The following is a 22,158-nucleotide window of genomic DNA, read 5'->3' on the forward strand; positions in this document are numbered from 1 at the left end:
ATGACCGTTCCCAACGTCCTCGCCACCCGCTACGCCGGGGCTGACCTGGCCGCGATCTGGAGCCCCGAGCACAAGATCGTGCTCGAGCGGCAGCTGTGGATCGCCGTGCTCACCGCCCAGCGCGACCTCGGTGTCGACGTGCCCGACGGGGTCATCGAGGCCTACGAGAAGGTCGTCGACCAGGTCGACCTGGCCTCCATCGCCGCCCGCGAGCGGGTCACCCGCCACGACGTGAAGGCGCGCATCGAGGAGTTCGCCGCGCTGGCCGGGCACGAGCACATCCACAAGGGCATGACGAGCCGCGACCTGACGGAGAACGTCGAGCAGCTCCAGGTCCGCCAGTCGCTGACGCTGGTGCGCGACCGCGCCGTCGCGACCCTCGTGCGACTCGCCCGTCTCGCCGCCGAGCACGAGACCACCGTGATGGCCGGCCGCTCCCACAACGTGGCCGCGCAGGCGACCACCCTCGGCAAGCGCTTCGCCACCGTCGCCGACGAGATGCTGATCTCGGTGCAGCGCATCGAGGAGCTGCTCGCGCGCTACCCGCTGCGGGGCATCAAGGGCCCGATGGGCACCTCGCAGGACATGCTCGACCTGCTCGGGGGCGACGCGACGCTGCTCGACGAGCTCGAGACCCGGGTGGCCGCGCACCTCGGCTTCGACCACGTGCTCACCAGCGTCGGCCAGGTCTACCCGCGCTCGCTCGACTTCGACGTGCTGTCCGCGCTGGTCCAGCTGACCGCCGGCCCGTCCAACCTGGCCACCACGATCCGGCTGATGGCCGGCATCGAGCTGGTGACCGAGGGCTTCAAGGAGGGCCAGGTCGGCTCGTCGGCGATGCCGCACAAGATGAACACCCGCTCCTGCGAGCGGGTCAACGGCCTCGCCGTCATCACCCGCGGTTACCTGTCGATGGTCGGCGAGCTCGCCGGGGACCAGTGGAACGAGGGCGACGTCTCCTGCTCCGTCGTACGCCGCGTCGCGCTGCCCGACGCGTTCTTCGCCGTCGACGGGCTCTTCCAGACCTTCCTGACCGTGCTCGACGAGTTCGGCGCGTTCCCGGCCGTGATCCAGCGCGAGCTCGACCGCTACCTGCCGTTCCTGGCCACCACCAAGGTGCTGATGGCCGCGGTCCGCAAGGGCGTCGGTCGCGAGGTCGGCCACGAGGCGATCAAGGAGGCGGCCGTCGGGGTCGCCCTCGACATGCGCCAGGGGCAGGCGGAGAACGACGTCTTCGACCGGCTGGCCGCCGACGAGCGCCTCGGGATGACCCGCGAGGAGATCGACGGGCTGGTGGCCGAGCCGATCGAGTTCACCGGCGCGGCCGTCGCGCAGACTCGAGCCGTGGTCGCTCGCGTGGAGGCGCTGGCGACCGCCCACCCCGCCGCCGCGGCGTACACCCCGGGCGCCATCCTCTGAGCCCGCTCACCGGGCGGCGTGCTCCCACGCCTCCCGGAGCCAGGCCCGCACCTCGTCGTCGACCTCGCTGACGTCGTGGAGCTCGAGGTGATGCATCCACACGTGTGGCGACGGGTGCACGGCCTCCTTGAACCGCGGCGACGCCACCTCGCGGGGCAGGGCGATCGACAGCACCGCGGGGACGTCGGAGCGGACGTACTGCCCCGGCCGCCACACGTACGCGAAGCCGCGACCGTGCCGGAAGGCCACCTGGCTCCTCGAGGTCCGCGACTCCACCTCGCCGAGGGCGTCGACGATCGAGGCCACCCGGTCGTGGATCGCCAGCCCGGCCGGGAACCCGTCGAACAGGTCCGCCGGCGTCGGGGCCTCGTGGCTCATCCGGCCAGTCTCGCGCCATGATGGGCGCGTGACCACGGCAGCCGACCTCCACGTCACCGGCCGCGTGCAGGGCGTCGCCTACCGCGCGTGCACGCAGCAGGAGGCCGAGCGCCTCGGCGTGACCGGCTGGGTGCGCAACGAGCCCGACGGCTCGGTCGCCGCACACGTCGAGGGGGCGCCCGATGCGGTGGACGCGCTGGTCGCCTGGTGCCGCCGGGGACCGTCGGGGTCCAAGGTCCGCGACGTGGCGGTGCGCCCGTCCGCCGTGGCCGGCCACCGCGGGTTCGAGATCCGCTACTGAGGGTTCAGTCCCCGAGCCGCCAGGACCGTACGGCGGCCGCGAGCGCCACCGACAGCACGGCGAGCGCGGCGACGAGCGCCCATCGGGCGGCGACCTCCACGGACGTGAAGGACTGCGAGGCCTGGTAGACGGTCATCAGCAGTGCGGCGCCGAGCGCCGAGCCGATCCGCTGGCCGGTCTGCAGGGCACCCCCGGCGGCGCCACCCATCTGCGGCGGCACCTCGGCCAGGGTGAGCGTGAAGTTGGGGGAGATGACCCCACCCCCGCCGATGCCGGCGAGGAACATCGCCGGCGCGAGCGTCCACCACAGGGTGTCGGCCGGCGACGTGACCAGCCAGGCCGCGAGCGCCGTACCGGTCATCATCACCGACAGTGCGATCAGGGTGACCCGCCGCCCGATCCGGCCGACTAGGCGACCCGCCAGCGGCGACGTCGTGGCGGCACCGACCGCGAAGGGGGTCATCAGCAGCGCGGCCTGGAGCGGCGAGAAGCCGACGCCCTCCTGGAGGTGGACCGACAGCACCAGGAAGATGCCCGTGAAGCCGGTGAAGTAGAGGGTGCCGACGAGCAGCCCGTTGGCGTAGCCCGGCAGCCCGCGCAGCAGCGACACGTCCAGCAGCGGCGGGCGGCCCGTCGCGACCGTGTGCTGCTCCCACCGGAGGAACGCCCACACCAGCGGCGGGAAGGCCAGCACGATCACCAGCGGCCACCGCGCACCGCCCTCGAGGCTGATCAGCGGGTAGAGCACCGAGACGACCGCCAGCCCCAGCAGCAGCGCGCCCGGGACGTCGATGCGGGTGTCCTTGACCGCGTCGCGACCGCCGGGGTTGTCCGGGACGAGGCGCCACACGGCGACCAGTGCGACCAGGCCGATGGGGACGTTGACCAGGAAGAGCGCCCGCCAGCCGTTCTCCTCCCCGAGCACCGCGATCAGCAGCCCACCGATCAGCGGCCCTGCGGCGGAGGCGACCGCGACCGTGAAGCCGAACATCCCGAAGGCCCGACCGCGCTCGTCACCCCGGAACAGCTGCTGGATCAGCCCGGAGTTCTGCGGCGTCAGCAGCCCGGCGCTCGCGCCCTGCGCCAGCCGGGCGACGACGATCGCGGCGGCGTTGGGGGCGAGGCCCGCGGCGGCGCTGGAGACGATGAAGCCGATGAGCCCGATCACCATCATCCGGCGGCGTCCGTGCGCGTCGCCGAGGCGCCCGCCGGCGACGAGGGTCATGCCGAAGGCCAGCGCGTAGCCCGAGACCACCCACTGCACCGCACCGGCCGACGTCTCCAGCCCGGCGCGGATCGAGGGCACCGCGACGTTGACGATGGTGACGTCCAGCAGCGACATGAAGCCGACGAGCAGGGACACCGCCAGGATCCGCCACCGACGAGGATCGGGGACGTGCTCCTGCTCGGCCGCGACGGCGTCGGCCTCCTCGTGCTGGGTCACGCCCGCCACCTTCTCACCGCCCCGAAGCGGCCCCCTGATCGGCAACCTGATCGGCGACCCGGTGAGGAGCGTGGTCGCGGGTGTGTCGCAGATCCCGTCCCCGTCAGTTCGGTACGACGCGCGCGCACGACCGACAATGGGCGGCATGTCCGCTCCCGTCACCGTCTCGGTCACCCGGCACATCGACCCGTCCCAGGAGACGGAGATGCGCGCGTGGGTGCAGGCCGGCACCTCGCTGGCGGAGAACTTCGACGGCTTCCTCGGCTCCGGGTGGGTGCGGCCCTCGCAGGACTCGCCCGAGTGGCACATGCTCTACCGCTTCGCCGACGCCGAGTCGCTGGCCCGCTGGGAGGCGAGCCCGCAGCGCGCGTGGTGGCTCGAGGCGGCGCAGGGGCGGATCGAGTCGACCCGCACCGAGCGGCGTACGGGCATCGAGGGTTGGTTCGACGAGCCGTCCGCGGTCGAGTCGCTCAGCCCGGCTCCCGTCGCGCCGCCGCGCTGGAAGCAGGCCTGCACCATCTTCCTGGTGTTCTTCCCGCTCAGCCTGGTCGCCAACTGGGTGCTCGGGCACACACCCGTCGCCGACTGGCCGCTCCCGCTGCGGGTGCTCCTCACCGTGCTCGTGATGACGCCGCTGATGACCTACGTGCTGCTCCCGTGGATCACCCGCCAGATGTCCTGGTGGCTGCAGGGCAAGCCCGCTCCCTGGCGACGCTGACCCGACGGCGGCCCGCGCCGCTAGGGTCGGCACGTGGCCGACCACAACATCCCTGACGCCCCGGCGCTCGAGGGCGCGACGCACCTCCACTCCGGCAAGGTCCGCGACCTCTACCGCATCGAGTCCGGCGAGCACGCCGGTCGCCTGCTGATGGTGGCGAGCGACCGGATCTCGGCGTACGACTTCGTGCTCGACACGACGATCCCCGACAAGGGCGAGATCCTCACCCGGATGTCGCTGTGGTGGTTCGACCAGCTCAAGGGGCTGGTCGCGCACCACGTGGTGTCCACCGACGTCCCCGAGGCCGTGCGCGGTCGCGCGGTGATCTGCGAGGCGCTGGAGATGTATCCCGTCGAGTGCGTGGCCCGCGGCTACCTCACCGGTTCCGGTCTCCTCGACTACCGACTCCACGGTGAGGTCTGCGGCATCCGGCTGCCGGCCGGCCTGCAGGACGGCTCCCGGCTCCCCGAGCCGATCTTCACGCCGGCGACCAAGGCCGCGATCGGCGACCACGACGAGAACGTCGACTACGAGGCGGTCGTCGAGGCCGTCGGGGACGACGAGGCCGCCGAGCTGCGGATGCTCACCATGGAGGTCTACGGCCGCGCCCACGAGCTGGCGAAGACCCGCGGCATCATCCTGGCCGACACCAAGGTCGAGTTCGGCGCGCGGCCCGACGGCACCACCGTGCTCGCCGACGAGGTGCTCACGCCCGACTCGTCGCGCTTCTGGCCCGCCGACCAGTGGCAGCCCGGCCGCGCCCAGCCGTCGTACGACAAGCAGATCGTCCGCGACTGGCTCACCTCCCCGGAGTCCGGCTGGGACCGCACGTCCGGCGAGGCCCCGCCGCCGCTGCCGCCCGAGGTCGTCGAGCGCACCCGCTCGAGGTACGTCGAGGCCTACGAGCGGTTGACGGGGGAGACGTTCTGACCGGCTTCCACGCCTCCGTCGACCTCCCCGTGCCGGTCGAGGTGGCCTACGCCTACCTCTCCGACCCGCGCAACCGGCCGGAGTGGCAGTCGTCCTTGCGCTCGGTCACCGTGCCGGCCGACGAGGAGCCGCGGCTCGGCCAGCGCTGGCAGGAGACCACGTCGGTGGGCGTGCGTCCGCAGATGGAGATCACCGAGATGGACCCGCCGCTCGTGTGGGCCGAGCGCGGCTGGTGGCGCGGGGTGTCCGCGACGCTGACCCTGGGCTTCGCCCGTACGCCGCGCGGTTGCCGCGTCGACATCAGCGGCGACGTCGACGGGCGCGGGGCCTGGGCCGTGCCGGCGACGGTGGCGGGCCGACTCGCGGGGATCGCGGTCGCCGCCGACGTCCGCAAGGCCGGCAAGATCCTCGCGCGGCGTACGACCTGAGACGACGGGTGACGGGCGTCACGACCGCTGAGTAGGTTGGCGCCATGCCGAACCTCTCCTCGCTGCTCGAAGACTCCGCCAGCCAGTACGCCGACCGGGAGGCCGTCGTCCTCGGCGACACCCGGTTGACCTACGCCCAGGTCAACGGCGCCGCCAACCAGGTGGCCAACCTGCTCGTCGCACGCGGCATCCAGCCCGGCGACAAGGTGGCGCTGAGCTGCCCCAACCTGCCCTACTTCCCGATCGTCTACTACGGGATCCTCAAGGCCGGGGCGACCGTGGTGCCGCTCAACGTGCTGCTCAAGGGCCGGGAGGTGGCCTACCACCTCGCCGACTCGGACGCGAAGGCCTACTTCTGCTTCCAGGGCACCGAGGAGCTCCCGATCGGCCAGGCCGGCCACGAGGGCTTCGAGGCCACCGAGGGCTGCGAGCACTTCTTCATGATCACCGTCGACCCGACGGCCGCCTCGCCCATCGAGGGCACCGAGACGCTGGGGCAGGCGATGGCCGGCCAGCCGCCGACCTTCGACACCGTCGCCGTGGACGACGACGACACCGCGGTCATCCTCTACACCTCGGGCACCACCGGACAGCCCAAGGGCGCCGAGCTGCGGCACCGCAACATGCACTCCAACGCGATCGCCGGCAAGGACCTCTTCGGTGCCGACGCGTCCCGGCCGGACACCTACCTGTGCGTGCTGCCGCTCTTCCACTCGTTCGGGCAGACCGTCATCCAGAACGCCGGCTTCGCCTACGGCGGCACCGTGGTGATGCTGCCCCGCTTCGAGGCCGACGCCGCGCTCAAGACGATGGCCAAGGAGGGCGTGACCTTCTTCGCCGGCGTCCCGACGATGTACTGGGGCCTCCTCGGCGCCCTCCCCGACTCCGGGGTCGACGTCCAGGCGCTCGCGGCCAACCTGCGCATCGCCGCGGCCGGCGGCTCGGCGCTCCCGGTCGAGGTGCACAAGGACTTCGAGAAGAAGTTCGGCGTCACCATCCTCGAGGGCTACGGCCTGTCCGAGACGTCGCCGGTCGCCAGCTTCTCGCCGTACGGCCAGGAGGTCCGCGTCGGATCGATCGGCGTCCCGATCCCCGGTGTCGAGATGAAGCTCATCAACCCCGAGCCCGGCAGCTGGGACGACGCCGAGGGCGACGTCGGCGAGATCGCCATCAAGGGCCCCAACATCATGAAGGGCTACTACGACCGCCCCGACGCCACCGCCGAGGCGATCCACGACGACTGGTTCCGCTCGGGCGACCTGGCCCGCAAGGACGAGGACGGCTACTACTACATCGTCGACCGGTCCAAGGACATGATCATCCGCGGCGGCTACAACGTGTACCCGCGCGAGATCGAGGAGGTGCTGATGACGCACCCCGCGGTCAGCCTGGCCGCCGTGATCGGCGTCCCGCACGAGAGCCACGGCGAGGAGATCAAGGCCGTCGTCATCCCGGAGAAGGACGTCGACGTCACCCCCGAGGAGCTCGTCGAGTGGAGCAAGGAGCAGATGGCGGGCTACAAGTACCCCCGCATCGTCGAGCTCGTCGACGCCCTGCCGATGACCGCGACCGGCAAGATCCTCAAGCGCGAGCTCAAGTGAGGCGCGTCGTCGGCATCCCCCTCGGGGTGGTGATGGTCGTCTTCGGGACCCTCTTCACCTTCCAGGGCCTGGGGTACGTCGGCGGGTCGGCGATGACGGGTTCGTCCTTCTGGGCGATCGCCGGACCGGTCATCGCCGGTCTCGGCGTCGCGCTGCTGATCGTCTCCGCGCGGCGTACCTGACCCGACCCGGACGCGGTGTGCCGCAGGACGGCGGCGCCGATAGGATCGACCCGCACCCCGCCGCCGTCCCAGGAGCGTCCCGTGGCCCGATACGTGGTCGATGTCATGCCCAAGCCCGAGATCCTCGACCCGCAGGGCAAGGCCGTCCTCGGCGCCCTGCCGCGGCTGGGCTTCGCCGGCGTCACCGACGTCCGCCAGGGCAAGCGCTTCGAGCTCGAGCTCGACGGGGACGCCTCCGACGAGCTGCTCGCCGAGGTCACCCAGATGGCCGAGACGCTGCTCTCCAACCCGGTCATCGAGGACTTCGTCGTCAGCATCGAGGGCGACGACGCGCTCGGCGGGAAGCACAAGGCATGAGGGTCGGCGTCGTCACCTTCCCGGGCTCGCTCGACGACGTCGACGCGCAGCGCGCGGTCCGCTTCGGGGGCCACGAGGCGGTCGCGCTGTGGCACGGCGACCACGACCTGCGCGGCGTCGACGCCGTGGTCCTCCCCGGCGGCTTCTCGTACGGCGACTACCTGCGGTGCGGCGCCATCTCGCGCTTCGCGCCGGTGATGACCGAGGTCATCGAGGCTGCGGGCAAGGGGATGCCGGTGCTCGGCATCTGCAACGGCTTCCAGATCCTCTGCGAGTCCCACCTGCTGCCCGGCGCGCTGATCCGCAACGACCACCGCAAGTTCGTCTGCCGTGACCAGCGCCTGCGCATCGAGAACACCCGCACGCCGTGGACGTCGGCGTACGCCGAGAGCGCCGAGGTCACCATCGTCCTCAAGAACGGCGAGGGCGGCTTCATCGCCGACGAGCCCACCCTCGACCGGCTCGAGGGCGAGGGTCGCGTGGTGGCGCGCTACCTCGACGACAACCCCAACGGCTCGGCCCGCGACATCGCCGGCATCACCAACGAGCGCGGCAACGTCGTCGGCCTGATGCCCCACCCCGAGCACGCCGTCGAGGACCTCACCGGTCCCGGCACCGACGGGCTGGGGTTCTTCACCTCGCTCGCCGCCGCGACGTTCGCATGAGCACCCTCACCCCGCGCCGGCTGTTCCGCGCGCTCGCGACCGCCGAGGCGATCACCTGGGCGCTGCTGCTGACCGGCATGTTCCTCAAGTACGTCACCGAGACCACCGAGCTCGGGGTCCAGGTCTTCGGGATGGTCCACGGCGTCGTCTTCATCGCCTACGGCCTCGTCACGATCCTGGTGGCCGTCGACCAGCGCTGGTCGCTCGGACGGCTCGTGCTGGGCCTCGCAGCCGCGGTGCCGCCCTTCGCGACGCTGCCCTTCGAGCGGTACGCCGACCGGCGCGGGTTGCTGGGCGACGCCTGGCTGTCCCGTCCCGACAGCCCCACCGCGGCCCAGCGGGCGGTGTGCTGGCTGCTCGAGCACCAGCGCCGGGCGCTCGGCATCGGTGTCGTCGCGGTGCTCGCACTCACCGGCCTCGCGCTGGTCGTCGGACCGCCCGCCTGACCTGCCCCCGAGCCGCATCTTCGTCAGACCAGCTCGGCGAGCATCCGTGCGGCTCGCGCGGCTCCGCCGGTCTCCACCGCCCGGTAGTCCACGTCGCGGCCGAGCTCCCTCACCAGCGTCTCCGCGAGGACCTCGGGCTCGCTGGCGCCCGCATAGTCCAGGCAGGTGCCGGCGCGGTATCCCTCCAGCCGCCGCCGTACGTGGAACGCCTGCTCGAAGTGGTGCTGCAGCGGCACGTAGACGAACGGCTTGCGCAGCGCGGTCAGCTCCATGCAGGTGGTGAGCCCGCCCTGGGTGAGGGCGACGTCGCAGGCGGCCAGGTGCTCGGTGAGGTCGGGCAGGTAGCCGTGCACTTCGGCACCGTCGACCGCCGGCAGCGACCGGGGGTCGATGCGCGGTCCCGCCACGACCACGAAGCGCAGCCCGGGAACCGCCCGCCGGGCCAGGGGCACGGCGTCCAGGACCCGCCGGAGCAGGGGCAGCCCGACCCCCGAGCCTCCGACCGTGACGACGCAGACCTTCTCGTCCGGGCGGTGGCCGAGGCGTGCCCGCAGCTCGTCGACGTCGTACGCCGTCGGGTCGAAGCCGGTGACGTAGCCCGAGAAGTCGAACTCCTGCTCGGTCCAGTCCCGGATCGCGGGCAGCCCCGGCCCGAACCGGTCGGGCACCACGTCGTCGGGGTTGCCGACGAAGATCGAGCGGTCGCGCAGCGCGCGGAAGCGGGCCCGGTGCTCGATCATCTCCGCGTTGAGGTCGGCGGTGAGGACGGCCTCCTCCTCGCCGCCGTCCGGCATCGGCAGCCACCCCACGAAGTCGGTGAACCAGGCGTACGGCGTGCGCTTGAGGTGCGGGTTCTCGTGCAGGAAGTGGTCGACGTCCCACGCCTCGTCGCCGATGACGAGGTCGAAGTCCTCGCGCTCCATCAGCTCGTCGAAGACCATGAAGTTGTTGACCAGGATCTCGTCCATGCGCCGGAGGGCGTGGAACGCGTGCAGGTCGTGCTCGCCCGACTCCTGCTCGACGTGTCCCGACTCGCTGGCGAGGTGGCGCGACGCGGGGTGGATGCGCTCGCCGTGGGCTGCCAGCACCCGCGTCACCGGGTCCTGGGCGAGCCAATCGACCTCGAGGTCGGGGTGCAGCCGGCGCAGCTCACCGGCCACCGCCACGTCGCGGCGGGCGTGCCCGAGGCCGATGGGGGAGGAGATGTAGAGGGCCCGCCGCCGGCGTCCTACGGCGCGCGTGCGGGACCGTCGTGGGACGACCGGCGCAAAGCGCTCGGCGAAGGCACGGAGCTCGTGGTTGACCAGCACGGGGTCGCGCAGGAGCGGGCCGTGGCCGGCACCCTCGACCACGACCAGGCTGCCCCCGGTCAGCTCCGCGAGCCGCTCGCCGTACGCCAGTCCGCGCACCTGGTCCTCCGACCCGTGCAGCACCGTGACCGGCACGGTGAGCTGCGCGCACCGCGCCTCGATGTCGCTGCAGACCGCGCCGTCGCACCCGAGCCTCCCGGCCGTCACGTCGACGAGGGTCTGCGGGGCCACCTGCCGACCCCACGCCACGGCGTCCTCGAGCTGCTTGGTCGAGTGCGGCTCGTGGAACATCCGTCCGAAGAAGAAGTGCAGGAAGTCGTCGTAGCCGCCGCCCAGCCAGTGGTGCTTGTTGTACTTCTCCCACCCGACGGCGCCCGGCAGAGGCTCGTCCCACGGCACGTGGTCGCGTTCCGGGTCGGCCACGGAGGAGAAGCCGCACGACGGGGCGATCGCGAAGAGGCCCAGCACCCGGTCCGGGTGGTCGGCCGCCACGTGCACGGACCAGGCCGCGCCGCAGGAGAGCGAGACCAGGACGGCCCGGTCGATCCCGGCGGCATCCATCACCGCGACCGTGTCGGCGGCGTACTCCTCGTTGGTGTACGCCGCCGCCCCCGACGGCCGCCCGGAGGCGCCGCTGCCCCGGCCGTCGAAGGTGACGACGCGGAAGTGGCGGGCGAGGTAGGGCACCTGCGCCTTCCAGATCCGCGACGGCACGATCGACCACGTCGGCATCAGCACCAGGGCCGGCGTACCGCCGCCGTAGGACTCCCACGCCAGCGGCACCCCGGCGCGCTCGGCCACGCCGGCGACGTCCGGCAGGCGGGCGCGGCTGGCAGGGGCCGCCGCGTCGCCGTACCGGGTCGCCGTCGTCACCAGGTCACTTCCTGACCTCGAGCACGTTGTTGAACGGAGTCTGGGCCGCGATCCGGAACCGGCTGAAACCGGCGGCGGTCATGATGTCGCGGATCCGGGCCGGACCGGCCTGGGTCCCGATGGCGAGGCCGACGTCCTGGGACAGCGACCCCGGCGTGCAGAGCAGGGTGGAGAACCCATAGTAGGCCCGTCCCACGGGGTTGAAGTTGTCCTCCACACGGTCCCCGGCGGCCGGTTCGACCACCATCCACGTTCCGTCCTCGGCCAGGGCCTCGTGGACGCGCCGCGAGACGCCGACCGGGTCTCCCATGTCGTGGAGGGCGTCGAAGGTCGTCACCAGGTCGTAGCCGGACCCGGTCAGCGCGGTGGCCGGCGCGACCTCCCACCGGATGCGGTCGCCGACCCCGGCCGCGGCGGCCCGGTGCCGAGCGGTCTCGATCGAGGGGGCGTGCACGTCGGAGCCGACGAAGTCCGACTCCGGGAAGGCCTGCGCCATCAGGACGGTCGAGGCACCGTGGCCGCAGCCGAGGTCGTGGACACGGCCCCCCTGCTCGAGCTTGGCGACGACCCCGTCCAGGGCCGGCAGCCACTCGGCCACCAGGTGGGCGGCGTACCCGGGGCGGAAGAAGCGCTCGCAGCCGGTGTGCACGTCGCTGTTGTGCTCGCCCCAGCCGAGTCCGTCGCCGTCGCGGGCGAGCTCGATGATCCGGTCGGCGTCCCGGACCGTGCCGAAGGCGATCTGGAAGAACCCCGGCAGGAAGGCGGGGCTGCTCTCGTCGGTGAGCGCGACGGCGTGCTCGGCCGGGAGGGTGTAGGCCCGGGTGACGGGGTCGTAGGTGACGAACCCGCCGGCCGCCTGCGCGTTGAGCCACTCGGCGGCGTAGCGCTCCCCGGTGCTCGTACGACGCGCCAGGTCGGCGGCGTCCAGCGGTCCGTGGTCGGCCAGCGCGCGGTAGTAGCCGAGCCGGTCGCCCATCACGACGAGCGCGCAGTTGAGGGTCGCGCCCACCTCGTCGACGGCGCGGAAGACGAAGGACATGAGGGCATCCATGTCCAGCGGTGCAGCGGTGGGCTCGGCGCTCGTGTCCGTGCTCGTGTCGGTCGTCATGCGGTTCTCCTCGGGAAGGGCCGGGCCTCGCGCCCGGCGTCGACCTCGAGGCTCGCCCCGCCACCGGGTCCCTCGCATCCGGGACCCCACCTAGTGCGTCGGGCCCTAGGATCGAAGATCATGCTCATCGGCCGGCAGGACGAGCAGCGCACCCTTGATGCGCTGCTCGCCGGTGCCCGTGTCGGTCGCAGCGGCGTGCTCGTGCTCAGCGGCGACGCCGGCATCGGGAAGAGCGCCCTGCTCGCCCACGCGCGAGAGTCGGCGGCGGGGCTCCGGCTGCTGCAGGGGGTGGGCACGGCGGCCGAGCACGACCTGCCGTTCGCGGGGCTCGCCGGGGTCCTGCAGCCGCTTCTCGCGGGGCTGGACGACCTGCCGGCGCCGCAGGCACAGGCCCTCGGGGTCGCTCTCGCCCTGCGCGAGGGGGACGCCGTCGACCGTTTCGCCGTGTCGGCGGCGGCGCTCACCCTGACGACCCGGGCGGCGGAGTCCGGTCCCCTCGGTCTGGTGGTGGACGACGCCCACCTCCTGGACACCCCCTCCGCCCAGGCCCTGGCGTTCGTGGCCCGCCGGCTGCTCGTGGACGCGGTGTTCCTGCTCGCGGCCGTCCGTCCGGGGGTGACCGACGTGTGGAACGGCCTGCCGACCCTCGACCTGCTACCGCTCGGGCCGATCGCCGCCGACGAGCTGGCGGTCCTGGCCGCCCGAGACGTCCTCACCCCCGAGCAGCGCCGCCGGATCACGGCAGTGAGCGCCGGCAACCCGCTCGCCATCCGGGCACTCGCCCAAGAGCCCGACTGGGTCGGCGCCACCCCGCCCGGTCTCGCCGCGGCCGTGCCCAGCGTGATCGCCGAGGCGTTCGCCCGACGGACGGCGGGGCTCACGGTCGACGAGGTCCGGGTGCTTCAGGTCGCGGTCATCGCGTCCGGCGACGTGCCCACCATCGACGCCGTCTGCTCCGCCGAGGGCCTGTCCCTCGACCTGCTTCGTCGCGCCGAGACGCTCGGCGTCGTGGCCCTCTCGCCGTACCGCATCGAGCTGACGCACCCGCTTGTCGCGTCCGCGGTCTACGCCGGCATCGCCCCGGACGAGCGCAGGCGGTTGCACGCGCTCGTGGCGGACTCGCTCGCCCCGGGTGAGGACGACCGGCGCGCCTGGCATCGCAGCGAGGCCGTGCTGGGCCCGGACGACGGCGTGGCCGTCGAGCTCGAGGAGGTCGGGGTCCGGGCCACCGGCCGCGGCGCCTTCGCGGTGGCGTCGTCGGCCCACGAACGTGCGGCCACTCTTTCCACGGACCCCGCGGTGCGAGCGAGACGTTTCCTGGCTGCGGGGGAGGCAGCCTGGCTGGCCGGGGATGACTCCCGGGCGCCGGCCCTGCTGGGCGAGGCTGCCCGGCACGCGCCGCACGCCGTCGGGCGGGCACGGGCCCGCGCGATGGCGGGTCAGGTGGCCGCCCGGGGCGGGTCCCTGGCCGAGGCGCGCGACCTCCTCGTGGCCGCGGCCGCCGACGCAGAGGACGACGCCCCCGACGAGGCGCTGATGATGTACGCCGCGGCCGTCGACGCATGCTTCTACCTCCTGGACGCCGCCGGGGCGCTGGCTGCTGCCCACCGGGCGGCGGGCGTCCTCGCGCGGCGAGCGGAGCCGACCCGCGGTGCCTCGGCCATCGCCTCGATCGCGGTCGGCATGGGGCGGATCGTGGCGGGGGAGCCCGGTGCCTCCTGGCTGCGGACCGGGGTCGACGCCCTCGACCGGCCGGACCTCGCCGGTCCGGAGCCCGACTGGGCCGTCACCGGCCTGCTCTACCTCCGGGAGACCGGAGCCGCGCGGGACCTCCTCCACGACACCATCGAGGGCCGCCGACGGGGCTCGTTGCTGGGACAGCTGCCGCACCTCCTGTTCCACCTGGCGCGCAGCGACGCGACGACCGACCGCTGGTCGCACGCCGACACGGCGTACAGCGAGGCCATCGAGCTGGCCCGCGAGTTCGGGCAGCTCACCGAGCTCGGGGCCTCGCTCGCCGGGCTGGCCGCGGTTCGGGCCCGGCAGGGCCGGGCGGAGGAGTGCCGGAGCCTCGCCGCCGAGGCGACGCAGGTGGGGCTGGGCCGCGACGTGCGCATGGTCGCCGCGTGGACGGGGTTCGCGCTCGCCGAGCTCGACCTCTCGCTCGGCGACGTGGGGGCCGCGGTCAGTGGCTTCACGGCGCTGGCGGACCTGCTCGACGACCTCGGGGTGGGCGACCCCGACCTGTGGCCCGGCCCCGAGCTCGTCGAGGCCCTGCTGCACACGGGCGAGCGCGCGCGGGCCGTCGTCGTGGACGCCGACTTCCAGGAGCGGGCGGTCCGCAAGGGCCAGTCCTGGTCACTGGCGCGGGCGGCCCGGTCAGGCGCCCTGCTCGCCGGTGACGACGACCTCGACGAGCGGTTCGGGGAGGCGCTGCTGCTCCACGCTGCGGGGTCCGACACCTTCGAGCAGGCCCGCACCCTGATGTCGTACGGCGCCCGGTTGCGGCGCGCGCGGCGCCGGGTCGACGCACGGGTCCACCTGGAAGAGGCCCGGGCGGCCTTCGACGTGCTCGGAGCCAGGCGCTGGTCGGACGTCGTCGCGGCCGAGCTGGAAGCCACCGGGCTGCGCGCCCGCTCCCGCACGAGCGGCCGGATGCTGGACCTCACGCCCCGGGAGCTGCAGATCGCGCAGCTGCTCGTGGAGGGGAGGACGACGCGGGAGGCAGCCGCCGCCCTCTTCCTCAGCCCCAAGACGGTCGAGTACCACCTGAGGCACGTCTACACCAAGCTCGACATCACCTCGCGCGCCGAGCTGGCGCGACGGCTGCCGGAGGTCGCCGGATGAGCACGGATGAGTGCCGATGGGCACCGGGGGAACGACGGGTGTGCCTCCCTCAGAAGCGCCCCTTGGCCAGCTTCCGCCACGTCGCTGCGTCGGTGGTGCCGGTGGCTGCCGTCCTGACCTTCGCCTGGTAGGCGAGCAGGGCGGTCCGGGTGGCCTCGTCGAAGCTCCCCGTCACGGCGGTCCGCTGCCGGGCCGCGGTGAGCGCTCGCTGGAGGCGCGAGACGGCGGGACCGGTGGCACCGACGGCCAGCACGGGGCGCTCCTGGCCGGCGAGCAGCGTGACCCAGTGCTTGCGCCGCCAGGTGGCCGTGGGCTTGAAGCCTCGTGACCTCATCCACGCGCCGGCGGCGCGCCGGGTGGCGCGGTCGTAGTCGCCGTCGAGCTTGCCGACGTACCGCTTCTTCTCCTTGAGCAGGCACTGCAGGGCCAGGGTGCGGGCCCGGCTGGCCGCCCGCGGCTTGAGCGTGTAGTACGCCGGGAAGTCCACGCGCGTGCCGCCGCAGTGGGTCTCGGGCGACGCGGCCGGTGCTGGCGCCGGTGCCGGCGCGGGCGCCGGCACGGGGGCGGCCGGCGCGGCCGGGGTCCCGCTCAGCTCGAGGTAGTTGCTGTCGATGTTGATGGTCACACCGCCCCAGGTCTCGTTGTGCCCGCCGCGGTACTGCTTCATCCGGCCGCCCGGGCGCCAGCCGTCCTCGGGGATGTAGCTCGTCGACGTGTTCGCGACGCCGTCCCAGCGGGCGATCCAGATGCGGTCCGGCAGGGCGAACTGGCCGGGACGGAGGCGGCGGGCGTCGTCGAGCATCTTGATGCCCGAGCTCGCGCTGGAGTAGAAGCCGGCGACGTAGCCGAGCTGCTTGATCCGGGTCACCCACGCGCTGGTGAAGGCCAGGGCGGACTCCCGGCAGCTGGTGTTGCCGAGGTCGAAGGCCTCGAGGTCGTACCAGAGGGTGGCCCCGGCGCCGATGCCCAGCGCAGCGGCGTCCGCGGCGTTCTTGTCGGCCTCGACGACGCCCTGCGCGCGAGCGGCGGCGTACCCGCCTGCGGACCGGGGGTCGATCTTGAAGTCGTCCGAGTAGCGGGGGAACCGGTCGAGGCAGGACGCCTGCGGCCCCAGGGCGATCGGGAGCAGCCGCCAACCGCGCGACACCTGCGTCGAGACCCAGGTGGGCGAGAGGTTGGGCTGGGTGCGGCAGGCCCGTGAGTCCCCGGAGATGTAGATCCCCACGGCCCGGAAGGGGGAGTGCTTGATCCACGCGTCCATGGCGGCCTGGGTCGGCGCGACGCACTGGTCGAAGCCGTGCCCGGTGAAGTCCCCCGGCGTCGAGGCGGCGATCCGGGCGGCGGCGCGGGCGGACGGAGCGGTCGGGTCGGACACGGCCGGCGACGGGGTCGCGAGCAGCGTGCCGGCGAGGGCGACGGCAAGGGTGACGAGGATGCTGGTACGGCGACGCACGGTGACTCCCACGACTCGGTGACGGGCCGTCCCGGGAGCGACGGCACGCCACCATAATCACTTCAGTCACACCCGTCACAGGGGTTCGGCTGAACTACAACGGAGTAGTTCGGCGGGGACCCGCGCGCCCGCGAGGACCCGTCGCCGGGAGGGTTTGAGCCGAGTGCGCGGCGGGGTAGGCCACCCGGGTCACCGTCGTCGCAGCCGAGGAACGTCGCATGAAGGTTGATCCCGCCGAGCTGGTCGGCCTCGCCCGCCGGTCCGAGGAGACCGCGGCCGACCTGCGGCAGCGCTGGGCAGGCGGCGTACCGGGTCGCGAGGTCCCCCGCGAGGCGTGGGGTGACCACCCGTCCGCCGCCCACGTGTCCGCGACGTACGACGGGGCGGCGCTGGCGGCCGGCTCCGCGCTCTCGGCGCTGGTCGCAGCGCTCGAGCTCGGCGCCCGCGCCCTCGTCGACGCGGCCGACGACGTGACCGCCGCCGACGAGACGTCGGCCGAGCTGCTGCGCGTCCCCGGCGAGCAGGGCCCGCACAGGGGACCCGCAGATCACGACCGGGGCGGGTCCTGATGCCCGCGCACCCGTGGCAGCTGCGCTGCGACACCACCCCGCTGACCGCGGCGGCCGCGCTCTGGCTCGAGCTGGCCGAGGGCATGACGGCGGCGGCCGACGACCTGGTCCGGGCCTCGCGGCGGGTGCGCGACCACGGCTGGGAGTCCGGCTCCGCGGAGGTGTACGACGGCCACCGCAAGCAGGTCGTCGGCGGGCTCGACACGGTCGCCGTCGCAGCCCGCGAGATCAGTCGTGTCCTCGACGACATCGCCGGGACGCTGTCGACGACCCAGCGGCGGCTCGACCGCGAGTGGTCGGACGTGGCCGCCGTCCCGCACACCACGCTGGGCACCCAGGGGGTGCTGGTCTTCCAGGAGGACTCCGACGACCAGCGGGGGCAGGTGCAGCGGGCGACCCGCACGGCCCAGTCGATCCGGACCGAGCTCGACACCACCCTGGAGGGGCTGTCGGGTCGGTTGCGGGCGGCGCACGTCGAGCTCCGGCGGGCGGCCGACTCCGCCGTCGCCGGCTCGACCGGCAGCGGGGCCGTCGGCGGGATCGCCGGCATCGCGGAGCGGATCAGCGCATCGGTGGCCGAGGACCTCGCGGCCTCCCTGCGCGGGGGCTCCTCGAGGACCGTGGCCGGCGGACTCGACGCCGGGGCGGCGTACGCGGTCCCGCTGGGCGCGACCTCGGTCCCGACGTCGTCCCTGTCGGGGGCGTCGTCCGGCATCGACGGTGCCCTCGCTGGTGGGGCACTCGCAAGCCTCGGCCTGCGCGGGCGCCGGGGCCGCCAGGTCGAGCAGGCGGGCCCCGCCATGTCCCCGGGGATGACGACCGGGCGGGGTGGCCCGGGGAGTCGGCAGGGGAGTCCACAGGGAGGTCGGTCGGGGAGCGGGCCGGGCGCGACCCGCACCGGGACCGTGCGCCCGGGTGCGGCCGGGGCGCGTGCGACGGAGCCCACCCGGACCGACACGGAGACCGACGTCGAGCGGGCCGCCCGCCGAGCCAGGGAGAAGTCCGACGGCAGGGTCGACGCCAGGGCCGCCACCAGGCTCGTCGCGCAGGAGCGCCAAGCATCGCGGGCCGCGCGGCGAGTGGAGGGTGAGCGGTCGGACGGGTCCGGGGAAGCCACGGTCTGACCGACCGGTCGGCGCCGCGTCGGCGGCCGGTAGATTGGCGCCCGTGCCCGAGACCCAGCAGGCTCCCCGCTCCAGCACCCTCGACACCGTCGCCGTCGCGTCCGGCGACCCCGGGCGCGACCAGCCGTGGGCCGACCTCGGGCTGAAGTCCGACGAGTACGACCGGATCCGCGAGATCCTCGGCCGCCGCCCGACGAGCAGCGAGCTCGCGATGTACTCGGTGATGTGGAGCGAGCACTGCTCCTACAAGTCCTCCAAGGTGCACCTCAAGCAGTTCTCCGAGATCCCGCAGGAGACGCCGGTCGGCAAGATGCTCGCCGGCATCGGCGAGAACGCCGGCGTCCTCGACATCGGCCAGGGCTACGCCGTGACCTTCAAGGTGGAGTCCCACAACCACCCGTCGTACGTCGAGCCCTACCAGGGCGCCGCGACCGGCGTCGGCGGCATCGTGCGCGACATCCTCGCCATGGGTGCCCGCCCGGTCGCGGTGATGGACCCGCTCCGCTTCGGACCCCTCGACGCCCCCGACACCCACCGCGTGCTGCCCGGGATCGTGGCCGGTGTCGGCGGTTACGGCAACTGCCTCGGCCTGCCCAACATCGGCGGCGAGGCCGTCTTCGACAGCAGCTACCTCGGCAACCCGCTCGTCAACGCCCTCTGCATCGGCGTGCTGCGCCACGAGGACCTCCACCTCGCCAAGGCGTCCGGCGTCGGCAACCAGGTCATCCTGTACGGCGCCCGCACCGGCGGCGACGGCATCGGCGGCGTCTCCGTGCTCGCCTCAGAGACCTTCGACGCCGACGGACCTGCGAAGCGTCCGAGCGTGCAGGTCGGCGACCCCTTCATGGAGAAGCTGCTCATCGAGTGCACCCTCGAGATCTTCGCCGCCGGCCTCGTCGCCGGCATCCAGGACCTCGGCGGCGCCGGGCTCTCGTGCGCGACCTCCGAGCTGGCGAGCGCCGGCGACGGGGGCATGCAGGTCGAGCTCGACCGGGTACCGCTGCGCGACTCCACCCTCGCTCCCGAGGAGATCCTCATGAGCGAGTCGCAGGAGCGCATGATGGCCGTCGTCGAGCCCGGCGACGTCGACGCCTTCATGGCGATCTGCGCCAAGTGGGACGTCGAGGCTGTCGTCGTCGGCGAGGTGACCGACACCGGCCGCCTCCAGATCGACTGGCACGGCGAGCGCGTCGTCGACGTGCCTCCGCGCTCGGTCGCCCACGACGGCCCGACCTACCAGCGGCCCTACGCCCGGCCGTCGTGGCAGGACGCCCTCCAGGACGACCGCGCCGAGGTGCTGGACCGTCCGGGCTCGGGCGACGACCTGCGCGCGACGATGCTGAGACTGGTCGCCTCGCCCAACCTGTGCGACAAGTCGTGGATCACCGACCAGTACGACCGCCACGTCCGCGGCAACACCGTGCTCGCCCAGCCCGCCGACAGCGGCATGGTGCGCGTCGACGACGAGACCAACCTGGGCGTCTCGGTCGCCACCGACTGCAACGGCCGCTTCGCCAAGCTCGACCCCTACACCGGCGCCCAGCTCGCGCTGGCCGAGTCCTACCGCAACGTCGCCACCGGCGGCGCGCGACCGCTCGCCATCTCCGACTGCCTCAACTTCGGCTCCCCGGAGGACCCCGACGTGATGTGGCAGTTCGCCGAGGCCTGCCGCGGGCTCAAGGACGGCTGCCTCGAGCTCGGCATCCCGGTGACCGGCGGCAACGTGAGCCTCTACAACCAGACCGGCGAGACCGCGATCCTGCCCACCCCCGTCGTGGCCGTGCTCGGCGTGATCGACGACGTCACCAAGCGCACGCCGTCCCACTTCGCCGCCGCCGATGAGCGCGTCTTCCTGCTCGGTGAGACCCGCGAGGAGCTCTCCGGCTCGGAGTGGGCGCACGTCGTGCACGGGCACCTGGGCGGCCTCCCGCCCCGGGTCGACCTGGCGGCCGAGAAGGCGCTGGGCGCCCTGCTGGCCGACGCGTCGAGCGATGCAGTTGTCACCAGCGCCCACGACCTGTCCGACGGTGGACTGGCCCAGGCCCTGGCGGAGGCCTCCTTCCGCAACGGAGTCGGGGTCTCGGTGTCGGTGGCCGACGTGGCCGGCGGGGACGCCTTCGTCGCCCTCTTCTCCGAGTCCGCTGCACGCGCCATCGTGACGGTGACCACCGACAACGCCGATCGCCTCGTCGCCCTGGCCGAGCGCCACGGCGTACCCCTCACGCCGATCGGGCGGACCGGGGGAGAGACGGTGTCGGTCGAGGGACAGTTCGACGTCTCTGTCGCCGAGCTGCGTGACGCCTGGAGCGCCACGCTGCCGGCTGCCCTGGCCCACTGACCCGTTGACGACGAAGGGCCCCCGCCGGAGCGGGAGCCCTTCGCGCGTGGGTGGCCGTGCCGTCAGCTGCGGGGCAGCTCGTCGTGGTCGTCGTGCAGGCCGCCACCACTCGGGGTGCCGTCTCCGCGGACCGCGCCGGCAACCGGCGCCGAGAGCGAGCTCAGGTCCCGGGCGTAGGTCAGCACGGCGTGGGCGATGGCGTCGGAGTTGTAGTTGATCGCGTCCCGGTTGTTGTTCGTCAGCGTGTCGCACGCCTGGTGGTAGCACGCGTCGTAGGCGACACCTGCTTGACCACCGAAGAGCGCGGCCTGGTCGGCGGTCTTGATGCCTTCGGCTCCGGTGAAGAGCCCGCCGGCCGGGATGCCCTTCGCGATGAACGGCCCGTAGTCGCTGCGACCGCTGAACGGGGTCTCGGCGGACGGCAGGCCCTGCGACTCGAAGTAGTCGTGGAACTGCTGCTCGATCTGTCCCGAGCCCGCGGGACCCAGGGCAGCGCCCGGACCGACCGGGAAGGCCGAGTTGTCGCCGTCGTAGACGAACAGCCCGTAGTTGGGCGAGCCGACCATGTCGAAGTTGAGGTAGAGGGCGATCTTGCGCAGGGTGGAGGGCCTGTTGGCGGCGAGGTCGTTGATGTAGTGGTTGGAACCCAGGAGTCCGAGCTCCTCGGCACCCCACCAGGAGAACCGGACCCGGTTGGCCGTCTTGGTCCTGGCCATCTGCTCAGCCACCTCGAGGAGGGCCGCCGAGCCGGACCCGTTGTCGTTGCTGCCGGGACCTGCGACCACGCTGTCGAGGTGGGCTCCGGCCTGGACCATGGTCTCGCGGTCGCCGGTCTTGCTGTCGGCATGGACGTTCCACGTCTTGCGGATCTCGGACTCGGTGCTGGCCGCGAGGGAGACCGTGGTGCCGCTGGCGGCCAGGGACCGGCCGATCTCGAAGCTCGTACCCACGGACGGCACGGTGCCGATCGGGGCGCCCAGCGTGCCCGCGAAGGCGGCGGTGTTGCCCGCGGTGCCGGTGTTCATCACGATGACGGCGGACGCGCCCGCGTCCTGCGCATTGACCACCTTGACGCCGAAAGAGCAGCTGCCGCGGCGGATCAGGGCGACGTTGCCGGCCGTGAAGCCGGCGAAGTCCGAGGTCTCGCAGCCGCTGGTCGAGGCGCTCAGGTCTGGGTTGCCCAGGTCGAGGTCGACACCCTGCACGGCCTTCGACATGACAGTGCCGGACCCGGAGTAGGTCATCAGTGCGTAGTCGGTCCCTTCGACGAAGGTGCGAGCCGTCGTCGCGGTCTGCGAGAAGCTGGACGGGCCGAGCTGACGGTAGAACGGGAAGTCGAACTCCTGGATCGTCGGCTTGTAGCCGGCAGCCCGGAGCTTGCCCACGACGTAGTCCCGCGAGGCCAGATAGCCCGGGGTCCCGGAGGCCCGGGTGTCGTCGTTGGCGTCGGAGATGGCCTGGAGTGCCTCGAGGTGGTCGAAGACGCCGTCGACGGTGACGGCGTCGCGCAGGGACGACGACGCGGAGACAGGGTCCGGGGTGTCTCCGGTGGCGGCCGGGGCGGCGAGGGCTGCGGTGGTGAGCGCGGCCGTGGAAGCCAGGGCCAGGAACGCGGTGCGGGGGGTCCGCGACGCCCTGGGGCGGGTGTGGTCCATGGGGGGTCCTTC

20 protein-coding genes are annotated in these 22,158 nt (G+C 73.1%); 14 read left to right on the forward strand and 6 right to left on the reverse strand.

Features of this window, described 5'->3' with window-relative positions:
• Window positions 1-1,419, forward strand: a complete 1,419-nt coding sequence (gene purB, locus DAE25_RS12140) for an adenylosuccinate lyase (RefSeq protein WP_107766468.1) — start codon at window positions 1-3, stop codon at window positions 1,417-1,419.
• A 6-nt stretch (window positions 1,420-1,425) separates the two neighbouring features.
• On the opposite strand, the gene DAE25_RS12145 is transcribed toward purB, so the two are convergent.
• The gene (locus DAE25_RS12145; RefSeq protein ID WP_199907588.1) at window positions 1,426-1,797 is read right to left on the reverse strand and encodes a DUF5655 domain-containing protein; all 372 of its coding nucleotides are present in this window, start codon (window positions 1,795-1,797) and stop codon (window positions 1,426-1,428) included.
• A gap of 28 nt (window positions 1,798-1,825) precedes the next feature.
• Between DAE25_RS12145 and DAE25_RS12150 the strand changes: the two genes are divergently transcribed.
• Window positions 1,826-2,098, forward strand: a complete 273-nt coding sequence (locus tag DAE25_RS12150) for an acylphosphatase (RefSeq protein WP_234411012.1) — start codon at window positions 1,826-1,828, stop codon at window positions 2,096-2,098.
• 4 nt (window positions 2,099-2,102) lie between these two features.
• Here the strand turns inward: DAE25_RS12150 and DAE25_RS12155 are convergent, their stop codons facing one another.
• On the reverse strand, window positions 2,103-3,542 hold the full coding sequence (locus DAE25_RS12155) for an MFS transporter (protein WP_234411013.1): 1,440 nt from the start codon (window positions 3,540-3,542) through the stop codon (window positions 2,103-2,105).
• A gap of 145 nt (window positions 3,543-3,687) precedes the next feature.
• Here DAE25_RS12155 and DAE25_RS12160 point away from each other — a divergent pair, with 145 nt between their 5' ends.
• The 8 genes from DAE25_RS12160 (at window position 3,688) to DAE25_RS12195 (ending at window position 8,869) form a co-directional block, all read left to right on the forward strand.
• Window positions 3,688-4,260 (forward strand): antibiotic biosynthesis monooxygenase, encoded by a 573-nt coding sequence (locus DAE25_RS12160; protein WP_107766723.1) that lies wholly within the window; start codon window positions 3,688-3,690, stop codon window positions 4,258-4,260.
• A gap of 33 nt (window positions 4,261-4,293) precedes the next feature.
• Entirely contained in the window at window positions 4,294-5,190 is an 897-nt protein-coding gene (locus DAE25_RS12165; protein ID WP_107766469.1) for a phosphoribosylaminoimidazolesuccinocarboxamide synthase, read from the forward strand.
• The gene (locus DAE25_RS12170; RefSeq protein WP_267895258.1) at window positions 5,187-5,618 is read left to right on the forward strand and encodes an SRPBCC family protein; all 432 of its coding nucleotides are present in this window, start codon (window positions 5,187-5,189) and stop codon (window positions 5,616-5,618) included. The genes DAE25_RS12165 and DAE25_RS12170 overlap by 4 nt, the downstream gene beginning before the upstream one ends.
• A 44-nt stretch (window positions 5,619-5,662) precedes the next feature.
• Entirely contained in the window at window positions 5,663-7,219 is a 1,557-nt protein-coding gene (locus tag DAE25_RS12175; protein WP_107766470.1) for a long-chain-fatty-acid--CoA ligase, read from the forward strand.
• Complete coding sequence (locus DAE25_RS12180; protein WP_107766471.1) at window positions 7,216-7,401, forward strand: hypothetical protein; 186 nt, start codon at window positions 7,216-7,218, stop codon at window positions 7,399-7,401. The genes DAE25_RS12175 and DAE25_RS12180 overlap by 4 nt, the downstream gene beginning before the upstream one ends.
• Before the next feature lie 81 nt (window positions 7,402-7,482).
• The gene (gene purS / locus DAE25_RS12185; protein ID WP_056886903.1) at window positions 7,483-7,758 is read left to right on the forward strand and encodes a phosphoribosylformylglycinamidine synthase subunit PurS; all 276 of its coding nucleotides are present in this window, start codon (window positions 7,483-7,485) and stop codon (window positions 7,756-7,758) included.
• Complete coding sequence (purQ, locus tag DAE25_RS12190; protein ID WP_107766472.1) at window positions 7,755-8,423, forward strand: phosphoribosylformylglycinamidine synthase subunit PurQ; 669 nt, start codon at window positions 7,755-7,757, stop codon at window positions 8,421-8,423. The genes purS and purQ overlap by 4 nt, the downstream gene beginning before the upstream one ends.
• Window positions 8,420-8,869 (forward strand): DUF3817 domain-containing protein, encoded by a 450-nt coding sequence (locus DAE25_RS12195; RefSeq protein WP_107766473.1) that lies wholly within the window; start codon window positions 8,420-8,422, stop codon window positions 8,867-8,869. The genes purQ and DAE25_RS12195 overlap by 4 nt, the downstream gene beginning before the upstream one ends.
• A 23-nt stretch (window positions 8,870-8,892) precedes the next feature.
• On the opposite strand, the gene DAE25_RS12200 is transcribed toward DAE25_RS12195, so the two are convergent.
• A complete protein-coding gene (locus tag DAE25_RS12200; RefSeq protein ID WP_234411014.1) occupies window positions 8,893-11,052 on the reverse strand; it encodes an alpha/beta fold hydrolase in 2,160 nt (719 codons plus the stop codon).
• Between the two features lie 4 nt (window positions 11,053-11,056).
• Window positions 11,057-12,160 carry a class I SAM-dependent methyltransferase gene (locus DAE25_RS12205; RefSeq protein WP_107766475.1) on the reverse strand — a complete coding sequence of 368 codons (1,104 nt, stop codon included), beginning with the start codon at window positions 12,158-12,160 and terminating at the stop codon, window positions 11,057-11,059.
• 120 nt (window positions 12,161-12,280) lie between these two features.
• Between DAE25_RS12205 and DAE25_RS12210 the strand changes: the two genes are divergently transcribed.
• A complete protein-coding gene (locus DAE25_RS12210) occupies window positions 12,281-15,007 on the forward strand; it encodes an ATP-binding protein (RefSeq protein WP_107766476.1) in 2,727 nt (908 codons plus the stop codon).
• A gap of 49 nt (window positions 15,008-15,056) precedes the next feature.
• Here the strand turns inward: DAE25_RS12210 and DAE25_RS12215 are convergent, their stop codons facing one another.
• Window positions 15,057-16,460 (reverse strand): glycoside hydrolase domain-containing protein, encoded by a 1,404-nt coding sequence (locus DAE25_RS12215; protein ID WP_159083701.1) that lies wholly within the window; start codon window positions 16,458-16,460, stop codon window positions 15,057-15,059.
• Window positions 16,461-16,678: 218 nt separating this feature from the next.
• Here DAE25_RS12215 and DAE25_RS12220 point away from each other — a divergent pair, with 218 nt between their 5' ends.
• From DAE25_RS12220 to purL, 3 genes are read left to right on the forward strand one after another with little or no spacing between them, the layout of a single operon-like run.
• Entirely contained in the window at window positions 16,679-17,029 is a 351-nt protein-coding gene (locus DAE25_RS12220) for a hypothetical protein (RefSeq protein ID WP_107766478.1), read from the forward strand.
• Window positions 17,029-18,153 (forward strand): hypothetical protein, encoded by a 1,125-nt coding sequence (locus tag DAE25_RS12225; RefSeq protein WP_107766479.1) that lies wholly within the window; start codon window positions 17,029-17,031, stop codon window positions 18,151-18,153. Before DAE25_RS12220 ends, DAE25_RS12225 begins: the two co-directional genes overlap by 1 nt.
• 43 nt (window positions 18,154-18,196) lie before the next feature.
• Window positions 18,197-20,491, forward strand: coding sequence for a phosphoribosylformylglycinamidine synthase subunit PurL (gene purL, locus DAE25_RS12230; RefSeq protein WP_107766480.1), 2,295 nt, complete (start codon window positions 18,197-18,199; stop codon window positions 20,489-20,491).
• A 62-nt stretch (window positions 20,492-20,553) separates the two neighbouring features.
• Here the strand turns inward: purL and DAE25_RS24215 are convergent, their stop codons facing one another.
• A complete protein-coding gene (locus DAE25_RS24215; protein WP_107766481.1) occupies window positions 20,554-22,146 on the reverse strand; it encodes a M28 family metallopeptidase in 1,593 nt (530 codons plus the stop codon).
• Window positions 22,147-22,158: the final 12 nt, after the last annotated feature.

Source organism: Nocardioides terrigena (genome assembly GCF_003047265.1).
In the GTDB taxonomy this organism is placed as follows: Bacteria; Actinomycetota; Actinomycetes; order Propionibacteriales; family Nocardioidaceae; genus Nocardioides; species Nocardioides terrigena.